The organism is Bacillus sp. GW821-FHT01G09 (assembly GCF_059422205.1).
This window is the reverse complement of record NZ_JBWKWL010000002.1, coordinates 51,089-62,636: the sequence shown is the minus strand read 5'-3', so window position 1 is coordinate 62,636 and position 11,548 is coordinate 51,089. Positions and strand designations below refer to the sequence as shown.

At 44.3% G+C, this 11,548-nt stretch carries 11 protein-coding genes; 3 read left to right on the top strand and 8 right to left on the bottom strand.

What is annotated here, in order from left to right; genetic code table 11:
- Positions 1 to 78: 78 nt before the first annotated feature.
- Together nsrR and lytF are read left to right on the top strand one after the other, a co-directional pair.
- Positions 79 to 519: a nitric oxide-sensing transcriptional repressor NsrR gene (gene nsrR / locus AC07VD_RS05705; protein WP_137200678.1), complete on the top strand. Its 441-nt coding sequence runs from the start codon at positions 79 to 81 to the stop codon at positions 517 to 519.
- 153 nt (positions 520 to 672) lie between these two features.
- Positions 673 to 2,139, top strand: a complete 1,467-nt coding sequence (lytF, locus tag AC07VD_RS05700; protein ID WP_086343628.1) for a peptidoglycan endopeptidase LytF — start codon at positions 673 to 675, stop codon at positions 2,137 to 2,139.
- Positions 2,140 to 2,180: 41 nt separating this feature from the next.
- Here lytF and AC07VD_RS05695 read toward each other — a convergent pair whose 3' ends face one another.
- Entirely contained in the window at positions 2,181 to 2,504 is a 324-nt protein-coding gene (locus tag AC07VD_RS05695; RefSeq protein ID WP_217017426.1) for a YqzG/YhdC family protein, read from the bottom strand.
- 200 nt (positions 2,505 to 2,704) lie between these two features.
- Between AC07VD_RS05695 and AC07VD_RS05690 the strand changes: the two genes are divergently transcribed.
- Positions 2,705 to 2,947 carry a YhdB family protein gene (locus tag AC07VD_RS05690; protein ID WP_003233373.1) on the top strand — a complete coding sequence of 81 codons (243 nt, stop codon included), beginning with the start codon at positions 2,705 to 2,707 and terminating at the stop codon, positions 2,945 to 2,947.
- A 14-nt stretch (positions 2,948 to 2,961) separates the two neighbouring features.
- Here AC07VD_RS05690 and yhdA read toward each other — a convergent pair whose 3' ends face one another.
- The 7 genes from yhdA to glpF form a co-directional block, all read right to left on the bottom strand.
- A complete protein-coding gene (gene yhdA, locus AC07VD_RS05685; protein ID WP_086343626.1) occupies positions 2,962 to 3,486 on the bottom strand; it encodes an FMN-dependent NADPH-azoreductase in 525 nt (174 codons plus the stop codon).
- Positions 3,483 to 4,130 (bottom strand): two-component system response regulator YhcZ, encoded by a 648-nt coding sequence (yhcZ, locus tag AC07VD_RS05680; protein WP_021479675.1) that lies wholly within the window; start codon positions 4,128 to 4,130, stop codon positions 3,483 to 3,485. The genes yhdA and yhcZ overlap by 4 nt, the downstream gene beginning before the upstream one ends.
- A complete protein-coding gene (gene yhcY / locus AC07VD_RS05675; RefSeq protein ID WP_029726343.1) occupies positions 4,127 to 5,266 on the bottom strand; it encodes a two-component system sensor histidine kinase YhcY in 1,140 nt (379 codons plus the stop codon). Before yhcY ends, yhcZ begins: the two co-directional genes overlap by 4 nt.
- A gap of 148 nt (positions 5,267 to 5,414) precedes the next feature.
- Positions 5,415 to 7,160 carry a phospho-sugar mutase gene (locus tag AC07VD_RS05670; RefSeq protein ID WP_342819621.1) on the bottom strand — a complete coding sequence of 582 codons (1,746 nt, stop codon included), beginning with the start codon at positions 7,158 to 7,160 and terminating at the stop codon, positions 5,415 to 5,417.
- A 131-nt stretch (positions 7,161 to 7,291) separates the two neighbouring features.
- Positions 7,292 to 8,959: a glycerol-3-phosphate dehydrogenase gene (glpD, locus tag AC07VD_RS05665; RefSeq protein WP_128992574.1), complete on the bottom strand. Its 1,668-nt coding sequence runs from the start codon at positions 8,957 to 8,959 to the stop codon at positions 7,292 to 7,294.
- Between the two features lie 140 nt (positions 8,960 to 9,099).
- A complete protein-coding gene (gene glpK, locus AC07VD_RS05660; RefSeq protein ID WP_003233384.1) occupies positions 9,100 to 10,590 on the bottom strand; it encodes a glycerol kinase GlpK in 1,491 nt (496 codons plus the stop codon).
- A gap of 18 nt (positions 10,591 to 10,608) precedes the next feature.
- Positions 10,609 to 11,433 carry a glycerol uptake facilitator protein GlpF gene (gene glpF, locus AC07VD_RS05655; protein ID WP_003233386.1) on the bottom strand — a complete coding sequence of 275 codons (825 nt, stop codon included), beginning with the start codon at positions 11,431 to 11,433 and terminating at the stop codon, positions 10,609 to 10,611.
- Positions 11,434 to 11,548: the final 115 nt, after the last annotated feature.

The following is an 11,548-nucleotide window of genomic DNA, read 5'->3' as shown; positions in this document are numbered from 1 at the left end:
TGTTTTTTAATTCCTTTTTTTTCATTTTTCAATCGATTATGATAAGATATAGAAAATGTCTTATTCTGAGGTCTTATTATGAAGTTAACCAATTATACAGATTATTCATTAAGAGTGTTGATTTTTCTGGCTGCAGAGCGTCCCGGAGAACTTTCAAATATAAAACAGATTGCCGAAACGTATTCTATTTCAAAAAATCATCTCATGAAAGTCATATACAGGCTCGGCCAGCTCGGCTACGTAGAAACGATACGCGGACGGGGCGGCGGCATACGATTAGGCATGTCCCCTGAAGACATCAATATCGGTGAGGTTGTCAGAAAAACGGAGGACGATTTTAATATTGTTGAATGTTTTGATGTGAACAAGAATCTCTGCGTTATTTCCCCGGTTTGCGGCTTAAAACATGTGCTGAATGAAGCGCTTTTGGCCTATCTTGCGGTTTTAGACAAATATACACTGCGCGACCTCGTCAAAAACAAGGAAGATATCATGAAGCTTTTAAAAATGAAGGAATAGATCCATGATTCCTTCTTTTTTTATGCCCTTTTTCCCCCTTATTGTTAAGATAATTTGGCTATTTTTATAAAAAGGCAAAACGATGAGACAAATGTGCCGATATAAAAAAGAAACAGCAAATGCAAAATCATTGGGGGAAAAAGGAGAGCTAAGATGAAAAAGAAATTAGCAGCAGGGCTGACAGCATCTGCGATTGTCGGCACAACTTTAGTAGTGACACCAGCTGAAGCAGCAACGATTAAGGTCAAAAGCGGAGATTCTTTATGGAAACTGGCCCAAACCTATAACACAAGTGTGGCGGCCCTCACATCCGCCAATCATCTTTCGACTACTGTTCTGTCGATCGGCCAGACGCTTACTATTCCAGGCAGCAAATCCAGCACTTCTTCATCTACTTCAAGCTCAACAACCAAGAAGAGCGGAAGTTCTGTTTACACAGTGAAAAGCGGAGATTCACTTTGGCTGATCGCAAATGAGTTTAAAATGACGGTGCAGGAACTGAAAAAATTAAACGGACTAAGCAGCGATTTAATTCGTGCTGGGCAGAAATTAAAGGTGTCCGGTACTGTTTCTTCAAGCTCTAGTTCCAGTAAAAAAAGCAACTCTAATAAGAGTTCAAGCTCCAGTTCAAAAAGCAGTTCTAATAAGAGTTCAAGTTCCTCATCTTCTACGGGAACATATAAGGTGCAGCTTGGAGATTCACTTTGGAAAATTGCAAACAAAGTCAATATGTCCATCGCTGAATTGAAGGTCTTGAACAACTTAAAATCAGACACCATTTACGTGAATCAGGTGTTGAAAACAAAATCAAATGGCTCTGATACGTCTTCTAAAGACACTTCATCCAAATCGAACCAAACTTCAGCAACAACTAAATATACCGTTAAAAGCGGTGATTCACTTTGGAAAATCGCAAACAACTATAACCTGACTGTACAGCAAATCCGAAATATCAACAATCTGAAATCAGATGTGCTTTACGTTGGACAAGTATTGAAGCTGACAGGTAAAGCATCTTCAGGCTCTTCATCATCGTCGTCTTCTTCGTCAAATGCAAGCTCCGGCACGACGACTACATACACGGTGAAAAGCGGTGATTCCTTATGGGTGATTGCTCAAAAATTTAATGTAACAGCTCAGCAGATTCGTGAGAAAAACAATTTAAAAACGGATGTCTTGCAGGTTGGCCAAAAGCTGGTCATTTCCGGAAAAGCTTCATCATCGTCTTCATCCGGTTCTTCAAACACCACCAGCTCAACGAGTGCGAAGATTAACACAATGATTTCGGCCGCTAAAGCGCAGCTTGGGGTTCCGTATCGCTGGGGAGGCACGACACCGTCCGGGTTTGACTGCAGCGGATTCATTTACTATGTACTGAACAAAGTCACTTCCGTATCTAGATTAACGGCAGCGGGATATTGGAACACAATGAAATCAGTTAGCCAGCCTGCTGTCGGAGATTTCGTTTTCTTTACAACATATAAAGCCGGCCCTTCCCACGTCGGAATTTACCTAGGCAACGGGGAATTCATAAATGCCAACGATTCCGGAGTTGTCATTTCCAATATGAACAACTCTTACTGGAAACAGCGCTATCTCGGTGCAAAACGATATTTCTAAAAACAGAAACTGTGCGGCCTTAACGGCTGTACAGTTTTTTATTAGAGCCTAAAGACGTTGATGCTGATCATATGATTTGTCACCGGATGAAAATAGACTTCGGCCCGAACAGAAAAAGTGTCATCTTTCTGTCTGACTGTTACCCGAAAGACATCTTTCGTCTGCTGATCATTCACCTCTGTACGCCCTATATAAGCATAATCAGAAAATGAAGCGTCCTTATATTCATCCTGAATTTTGCTCCAGGCAAGCTGTTCCCACTTATGAACGGACTCGTTTGTGTCCGTTGAATGACCTTTTGCAGCCATTGACACGATAATCAATCCGCAAAAAAGAAGCGCGATGGTATACGGCAGAGATTTCATTTTTTCAGTCTCCTGTACCCAGAATATGTTCCCTCATAGGTTTACCAAAAGCGATATCTTCATTCAGGCATTTTGATTTTATGTCTCCCTCATATTGCTACCCCTTTACTGCCGCAGACGCCAAGTTTTGCCCCGTCAATTACAGAGGATGCGGCATAAACTAATCATGAACTTCTCACCCAAGAAAGGAGAAGCGATTCATGGATTATGCCGATTACGATAAAGCGCTTTATTACACCCATCGTTCTCAATGGGATAATTTATTAATTTTAATGGTGCGTACAGAGGACGATTTGTTGTCAAAACGAATTGAGCATTTTCTGCATGCGTATCATTTTGAACAGGATTACGCCGTTTTAGAAAAGATGCTGTATTCCCTTCTCCGTTATATTGATCATGCCACAGAGCTGACTTATGAAGATCAAATAGCCCTTCTCACATAAACAAATCCCGGCGTTTAGACGCCGGGATTTCCTGCTTTTGCGAACATGCTGAGTTCTTCAACAAGCTCTTTTAAGCTTTCCTTAATGTTTTCAGCCACTGTAGCATGTTCAACATCAATATGCACCGGATCAAGCACCAGCTGCTTCGGAATGACATTGGCGTAGACACCCCGCATCACAGTTCTCATATTGTTCAGCGCATTGATGCCGCCTTTTCCGCCTCCCGCTACTGCCAATAATGCAACGGGCTTATATTTGAATTGTTCGCTGCTTAGAAAATCCAAGGCATTTTTTAAAGCGCCGCTCATGCCGCTGTGATATTCAGGCGATAATAATACAATCGCATCCGCTTTAGAAACGCGTTGCTTAAGCTCCTGTACCTTCAACAATTCAGATTGATCAGCTTCACCGTTAAAAATCGGCAATACAAATTCGCTTAGATCAATCAAATCCGTGTGATACAGAGCTGAAATATAGGATGCTGCAATTCTTGTTCTGCCATGTTTTCTAGGCGTGCCATTTATGACTAACATGTTCATTTCGAGATCTCTCCATTCAGATTATATTTCACTGCGAAAAGCGCTGCTTGCGTGCGGTCGGCCACTTCAAGTTTTGCTAAAAGATTCGATACATGGGTTTTTACTGTTTTTTCTGAAATAAACAAGGCTGCTGCGATTTCTTTATTGCTTTTCCCGTTCGCTATTTCAGTCAGAACGTCTTTTTCCCTTCTTGTTAATTGATAGTATTTTTCTTTTTCCGGGTCGTGCTGATTTTTCATATGTGTCAGCACATGGGGCATAATAGCTGTAGAAAGCTTGTATTCGCCAGCATGCACTTGTCTTAGTGTTTTCACCAATTCCTCGGGCTCCGTATCCTTTAATTGATACGCCTTCGCGCCTGCCTGAAGCGCGGGGATGACGTGCTCCTGATCAGAGTAGCTCGTCAGCACAATGATATTCGTCTCCGGAAATTGCTGTATTGCTTTTTTAATGGCTTGAATGCCGTCCATCTCGGGCATAGACAGATCCATTAGCACAAGATCCGGCTTTGTCTCTTCGATGACACGGAGAGCTTCTATTCCGGTTGCAGCTTCTCCGACAACTTCAATATCATCCTGGGTGGCAAAGAAAAAACGCAGACCCTTTCTGACAACATGATGATCATCAGCAATTACAATTTTCATACCGCCCCTCCTTTTCGGCTTGTTAGCGGAAGCCTGATGGACAGCTTTGTTCCAGTTCCAAGCGCTGACTCAATCCAAAACTTAGCGCCGGCTTTTTCCGCCCGTTCTTTCATACCCTTGATGCCAAGTGAAGGCAGACCGGCATGCGCTTCATAGCGAAATCCTGCCCCATGATCGATTATATCCAGCTCCGCATGGCACAAAGAAGCAGTCAGACTAACATAAGCCGTATCCGTTCCGGCATGCTTTTTGCAGTTATTTAAAGCTTCCTGTACGACACGCCATAGCATATGCTCCTGCTCATCAGTCAGAACAGGACTGCCTTTTTGTGTAAAAATGATCTTCAATCCAATGAGCGCACCATAACTTTTAATGGCTTCAGCCAGCCCTTTTTCCAATCCTCCGGGGCGAAGCTGCCAAATTAACGCTTTCATTTCTGCGAGCGCGTCCTGTGATAGGTTTTGGATGAAATCAATCATCTGCTGTAAATTCTCATCTTTTGTTAGTGTCTTCGCAGCTTTGGCAGTTAAACTGACGGAAAACAGCATTTGATTGACAGAATCGTGAAGCTCCTGAGCGAGTCGGTTACGCTCCATTAAAAGAGCATTTTTTTGTTGATATTCAGAAAGCCTCATACGCTGGATTGCCGTTCCGATCTGAAAGGCGACAGATTCGAGTAAATGCAGCTCTTCCTCATCAAACATGGTTTTTCCGGCCGCCGCTACATTTAACAATCCGAATCTTCTGTCCCCGTCTTCTAAAGGCACAGTTGCATGATGCGTAATCCCTTCTGTGTCAAAACAATGCAGGTTTTCTGCTGATTCGATGCGTTTGCAGTTCATGATATTTGCAGCTTTTCTAAGCCCTCCGTTATTGAATTTCGTCAGGCAGTAACACTCTCCTTCGCACATCAGCACTTTTTCCTTGCGGCTTAAAGCCGGGGGCAGATAAGCGTCGGCCGCTAACGTATAAGACCCATCTTCTTCGATCAGAAAAATCCATCCGGATTGAAGGTTTGTCAGACTCAGCAACTCTTTTAAAACCTCATCCAGTGTTGCTTTGATATCGTGCCCTTGATTTAAGGTTTCCGCAATCGTTTTCAGCGTTTTTAATTTTTCCATCCTCGTTTTGCTCACGTTTCTCACTCCGGCATTGATCTTGTATTTAAGATTATACCAGTTTTTTGTATTTCATTACTTCACTTGTAGGATGATTTTCTTTCAGACTTTTGGATGAGAAAAAGAAAAAGCCGGATCATTTACAATGACCCAGCTCATACTTGAATTATTTTGCTGTTGACTCAACAATTTCATCCACCGTCTTCATTACATCTTCAGAAAGGGCGGCAAGACGCTGTTCACTGTCTTCCAAAGATGACCCTTTTACGGCAAAATAAAATTTCACCTTCGGCTCAGTTCCAGAAGGACGAAGACAGAACCAAGACCCGTCTTCCAGGAAGTATTTCAATACATTTGATTTTGGCAAGTCGATGGCTTCTTCTTTGCTTTCAGTCAGAAGCGTCCGTTTGCTTACAGCGTAATCTTCTGCTGTGACAACCTGTTTGCCCGCCATTTTCTGCGGCGGATTTTGTCTGAAGGAAGCAAGAATCGCTTCAATTTGCTCTGCTCCTTGTTTGCCTTTCAGCGTCAGGGATTTCAGCCCTTCACGATAGAAACCATACTCGTTAAAGAGATTGATGAGCGCCTCATACAATGACATTCCCTGTTTTTTATAGAACGCGCAAACTTCAACTGCCAAAAGCGCAGCCTGAATGGCGTCCTTATCGCGGGCAAAATCCCCGATTAAATAACCGTAGCTCTCTTCATAACCGAATTGGAAGGTATACTGGCCTGATGCCTCGTATTCCTTAATCTTTTCACCGATAAACTTAAAGCCTGTCAGCGTATCAATCGTATCAAGGCCGAATGAAGAAGCTACAGCACGGCCGATTTCACTTGTGACGATCGTTTTGAGAACAACACCGTTATCAGGCAGGATACCTTGTTTTTTCTTTTCAGAAAGCAGGTAATGAAGCAGCAGCGCTCCGGTTTGGTTTCCTGTCAGCACTGTATATTTGCCTTGATCGTTTTTCACCGCGATGCCGAGGCGGTCAGCATCAGGATCTGTCGCGATGAGAATATCTGCATTCTGCTCCTCCCCAAGCTTAATGGCATATTCGAATGCCGCATGCTCTTCCGGGTTTGGCGATGTAACAGTGGAGAAGTTTGAATCCGGCAGTTCCTGTTCTTTGACAACCGTTACATTTTTGTAGCCGAGTGCTTCAAGTCCGCGTCTGACCGGTTTATTTGCAGTTCCATGCAGCGGTGTGAAAACAACCTTTACATCTACTTCTTCCGATAATTCAGGATGTACAGAAATGGACGTCAGTTTTTCTGTATAAGCTTTATCAATATCTTCACCGATGATTTTGATTAAGCCTTTTTCTTTTAACTTATTTTCTTCGTCCACTGTGATCGTCAGCTCATTTTCAATCGCGTTTACCTGCTCAATGACGATGTCCGCTTCCTTTGGAGGCAGCTGGCCGCCATCATCCCCGTATACTTTGTAGCCGTTATATTCAGGCGGGTTATGGCTTGCCGTTACTACAATTCCCCCATAAGCGTTCAGCTGTCTGACAGCGAATGACAGCTCTGGCGTCGGGCGAAGCTCATCAAACACGTATGTTTGGATGCCTTGTGTCGCAAGTGTTTTTGCCGCTTCCATCGCGAACTCCGGAGATTTATGGCGGGAATCATAAGCAATGACAACGCCCCGTTTTTTCGCTTCCTCACCTTGCTTCGAGATGTATGCCGCAAACCCGGCCGATGCTTTGCGCACAGTGTAAATATTCATCCGATTTGTCCCGGCGCCGATTTCCCCGCGCATTCCGCCGGTACCGAATTCAAGGTCTTTATAGAAACAGTCCTCAAGGGCCTGTTCATTCCCCTCTAATTCAATAAGGCGCTCTTTTAATTCCGGGTCTAAATGTTCTGTCTGTTTCCAGCGTTCATAGCTCTTTCTCCAAGTCATATTCGTCCTCCTATGTATCAGCTTATGCCATTATTTTATATGAAGCGGGTGCCTCTGTCACTTGATAACCTGAGATCTGGCCCTTTCGGCACGTAAAAAGAAATAACGGGCTGCAGACAGCCCGTTATGATTTATTGTTCAAGCGGTACGACCGCATCGTGTAAAAGCTTGTTGAGGTTTTCTGTATGTTTGTTTTTTGCCTGCTCATCCCATTGGAATCGCTCGCTCATAAAATCAATAACGGCATCTTTATATGTTCTTACCCAATTGATATCGAAAAATAAACGTCCCGTTCTGCGGACAAAGAAGTCAGCAGGGGTTGCAGTCATCTCTTCTTCTATACTGTATTCTGCCTCAGCAAGAATATGAACCGGAATGTTGCGTTTCGCGGCCTCATCTTTCAGCGCTTCTACCCGGTCAAAGACGCGATCTACGTTAGAGCCGTATCTGATCGCCAGCTGTTTTGCGTCTTTTTCTGATAATCCGGCTGCAATTCCTTCTTGTGTTTTCGCGGTAACGAAGGACATGAGATTTTTCGAACCGCCGACGTGCCCGCCAGAGATTGGCATGTTTTTCGTTTTACATGGTCCAAAATCCTTTTCGCCTTCTTCTTTTAAGCGATCACGGACAAGATCAACGATGTGCTCCGCCATTTTTCTGTATCCAGTCAGTTTTCCGCCGGCAATGGTGATCAGGCCTGAGTCAGATGTCCAAATCTCGTCTTTCCGTGAAATTTCAGAAGGATCTTTGCCTTCTTCATGAATCAGCGGACGCAGCCCCGCCCAGCTGGATTCGATGTCATTCGCAGTGATATTCAGTTCCGGGAACATGTAATTGATTGAATTGATGACATAATCACGATCCTCCGTTGTCATCCGCGGATGCTCCAGCGCCTCTTTGTAAACAGTGTCTGTTGTTCCCACGTATGTTTTGCCTTCACGAGGAATCGCAAATACCATCCGTCCATCAGGTGTATCGAAATATACAGCCTGTTTCAGCGGAAAGACAGACTGGTCAAATACAAGGTGAATGCCTTTTGTATGCTGCAAATGCTTTCCGTTTTTCGAATGGTCTTTTTCTCTGAGCTGATCGACCCAAGGGCCTGTAGCATTGACAATTTTTTTCGCATACACTTTATATTCTTTCTTTGTCAGCACATCTTCAATTAATACGCCGACGGCTTTGCCTTTTTCGTAAAGAAGCTCCTTCACTTTGGAGTAATTCACAGGCTCTGCCCCGAATTTCACCGCTTCCTTCATGACTTCGATGGTCAGTCTCGCATCGTCAGTGCGGTATTCCACATAGTACCCGCCGCCTTTTAAGCCGTCTTTTTTCACCAAAGGCTCTTTTTGCAGCGTTTCTTTTGCTGAAAGCATGCTTCTTCGTTCTGACTTTTTCACACCTGCAAGGAAGTCATAAACTCTTAACCCGATAGATGTTGTAAATGAACCGAATGTGCCGCCTTTATGAAACGGAAGCAGCATCCATTCCGGTGTAGTGACATGCGGGCCGTTTTCATACACAATCGCCCGCTCTTTTCCTACCTCAGCGACCATTTTCACTTCAAATTGTTTTAAATAGCGCAAGCCGCCATGTACCAGCTTCGTTGATCGGCTTGATGTTCCCGCCGCAAAGTCCTGCATTTCGCTTAGTGCGACCTTCATTCCCCTTGATGCCGCGTCAAGAGCTGTTCCGGCTCCTGTAATTCCTCCTCCGATAATAAATAGGTCATATGTTTTTTTCGTCATGTCTGTCAGCATGCGATCTCTTTCAAGACTTGAAAATTGATGTTTCATCATTACGTTTCCTCCTTGTTGTCACGGTAAATAGAAAAAGAGACCACAACAGCCAAAGTGCATGCTTACACTTTGGTGCTGTGGTCTCTCCTCATCTCAGGACCGTTCTTATTAACTTGTAACCATTATACCATAGTATTACTTTATTTGAAAGCCATAGCTGCTTTCACGGCTTTTTGCCAGCCTTTATACAGCTCATTTCGTTTTTCTTCTTCTAATTCAGGCTCAAACCGTTTATCCAGATTCCACTGGTTCGCGATTTCAGAACGGTCCTTCCAGAATCCCACAGCGATACCCGCCAAATAAGCCGCGCCAAGTGCAGTCGTTTCATTAATTTCCGGGCGCTCCACAGGAACATTCAACAGGTCTCCTTGGAACTGCATTAGGAAATTGTTTTTCACAGCTCCTCCGTCTACACGAAGCGTCTTTAATGAAATGTTTGAGTCTGCTTCCATTGCGTCAAGCACATCTTTTGTCTGATAAGCCAATGACTCCAGTGTCGCACGGATAAAGTGCTCTTTTGTTGTCCCTCTTGTCAGGCCGAAAACCGAACCGCGCACATCACTGTCCCAGTAAGGCGTGCCCAGTCCGACAAAGGCCGGAACAACATACACGCCGTCAGTTGAATCCACTTTCTCTGCATAAGATTCGCTAAGCGATGAATCCTGGAACATTCTCAATCCGTCTCTAAGCCACTGGATGGCAGAGCCAGCGACAAAAATGCTTCCTTCTAACGCATAGTTCACTTTTCCGTCAATGCCCCAAGCGATTGTTGTCAAAAGCCCATGTTCAGACTTAATTGCTTTTTCCCCGGTATTCATCAGCATGAAACATCCTGTGCCGTAAGTGTTTTTCCCCATGCCTTCTTCAAAGCATGCCTGGCCGAACAATGCGGACTGCTGGTCGCCTGCCGCTCCCGCAATCGGGATATTTTTTCCGAAGAAGTGATAATCAACAGTCTCCGCATACACATGGGAAGACGGCTTCACTTCAGGGAGCATGGATTTCGGTACGCCTAGAATGTCGAGCAGTTCATCGTCCCATTTTAAATCGTAAATATTAAACATCAGTGTTCTTGAGGCATTGGAGTAATCGGTCACATGCGCTTTTCCGCCTGACATTTTCCAAATGAGCCACGTATCAATCGTTCCAAACAGCAGCTCGCCTTTTTCCGCTTTTTCTCTTGCGCCTTCCACATTGTCTAAAATCCACTTCACCTTCGTGCCGGAGAAGTATGGATCGATTAAAAGCCCAGTTTTTTCTCTGAATTTATCATTATATCCTTTTTCACGAAGTTCCTCACAAATGCCGGACGTCTGTCTGGACTGCCAAACGATTGCATTATAGACAGGACTTCCTGTATCTTTATCCCACACAACCGTCGTCTCGCGCTGGTTCGTGATGCCGATGCCGGCAATTTGAGAAGCGCTGATTCCTGATTCAGAGATGACTGAGGCGATAACCGCGAGGACAGAGCCCCAAATTTCATTGGCATTATGCTCAACCCAGCCAGGATGCGGGAAGTATTGTGTAAATTCCTTTTGAGCAGAGTGAACGATTTTGCCTTCTTTATTAAACAGAATCGCTCTTGAACTTGTCGTCCCCTGATCTAAGGATAAAATGTACGTTTCCATAAGATGTCTCCCCTTTGATTAAATATATTTTGAATTTGATAATGTTTTAGCAGAATGTGATTTCGTATAAACATAGAGTCCTAACAATACCACAACCAATATAACGCTTACAATCCAGAAGCTGCTTGTGATGTGCCCTTTAAATGCAGCGTTGTAAAATACGCCGCCGAATGATCCGCCTAAAATCGGGCCGACTACCGGAACCCATGCGTATTTCCAGTTTGATGAGCCCTTCCCCGGAATCGGAAGAAAAGCGTGGGCTATCCGCGGACCTAAGTCACGTGCAGGATTGATAGCATAGCCGGTGGTGCCTCCCAGAGAAATACCGATTGCTACAATGAGGAAACCGACGATTAAAGGATTAAGTCCTTCTGTAAATTGATTTGCCCCAATGGCCAAGATTCCAAGCACAAGGACAAATGTCCCAATCACTTCGCTTAAAACGTTTGCAAATGTATGCGGAATGCTGGGCCCTGTTGAGAAAACACCCAGCTTGGCAGCGGGATCATCCGTTGACTTCCAGTGCGGGAGGTAATGCAGATAGATAATCACCGCACCGATGATCGCTCCGATCATTTGCGCCGCAATATAAACCGGAACCTCTTTCCAAGGAAAATCTCCTACAAATGCAAGCGCTATCGTTAGCGCCGGATTCAAATGGGCACCGCTGATGCCGCCAACCGCGTATGCCGCCATCGCAACACCCAATCCCCATCCAAATACAACAACAATCCAGCCAGACTGAAATGAAAGCGATTTCTTTAAATTGACACCTGCACAAACACCTGCACCAAAAATGATAAGCAGCATCGTACCGATGACTTCTCCCCAAAATGCTGTCATAGCACATTCCTCCTAAAGTCACGATTAAAAAGCATGATAGAGAAGAAGAGAATAAAAAAACCACAACAAACCGCTTTACGGGTGCATAAACATTTGCCGTAAAGAGCTGCTGTGG

What these genes read in the sequence shown, in the direction of transcription:
- lytF (WP_086343628.1), top strand. Translation starts at nt 673, where the DNA reads ATGAAAAAGAAATTAGCAGCAGGGCTGACAGCATCTGCGATTGTCGGC.
- AC07VD_RS05695 (WP_217017426.1), bottom strand. Translation starts at nt 2,504, where the DNA reads ATGAAATCTCTGCCGTATACCATCGCGCTTCTTTTTTGCGGATTGATT.
- nsrR (WP_137200678.1), top strand. Translation starts at nt 79, where the DNA reads ATGAAGTTAACCAATTATACAGATTATTCATTAAGAGTGTTGATTTTT.
- AC07VD_RS05670 (WP_342819621.1), bottom strand. Translation starts at nt 7,160, where the DNA reads ATGACTTGGAGAAAGAGCTATGAACGCTGGAAACAGACAGAACATTTA.
- glpD (WP_128992574.1), bottom strand. Translation starts at nt 8,959, where the DNA reads ATGATGAAACATCAATTTTCAAGTCTTGAAAGAGATCGCATGCTGACA.
- AC07VD_RS05690 (WP_003233373.1), top strand. Translation starts at nt 2,705, where the DNA reads ATGGATTATGCCGATTACGATAAAGCGCTTTATTACACCCATCGTTCT.
- glpK (WP_003233384.1), bottom strand. Translation starts at nt 10,590, where the DNA reads ATGGAAACGTACATTTTATCCTTAGATCAGGGGACGACAAGTTCAAGA.
- yhcZ (WP_021479675.1), bottom strand. Translation starts at nt 4,130, where the DNA reads ATGAAAATTGTAATTGCTGATGATCATCATGTTGTCAGAAAGGGTCTG.
- yhdA (WP_086343626.1), bottom strand. Translation starts at nt 3,486, where the DNA reads ATGAACATGTTAGTCATAAATGGCACGCCTAGAAAACATGGCAGAACA.
- glpF (WP_003233386.1), bottom strand. Translation starts at nt 11,433, where the DNA reads ATGACAGCATTTTGGGGAGAAGTCATCGGTACGATGCTGCTTATCATT.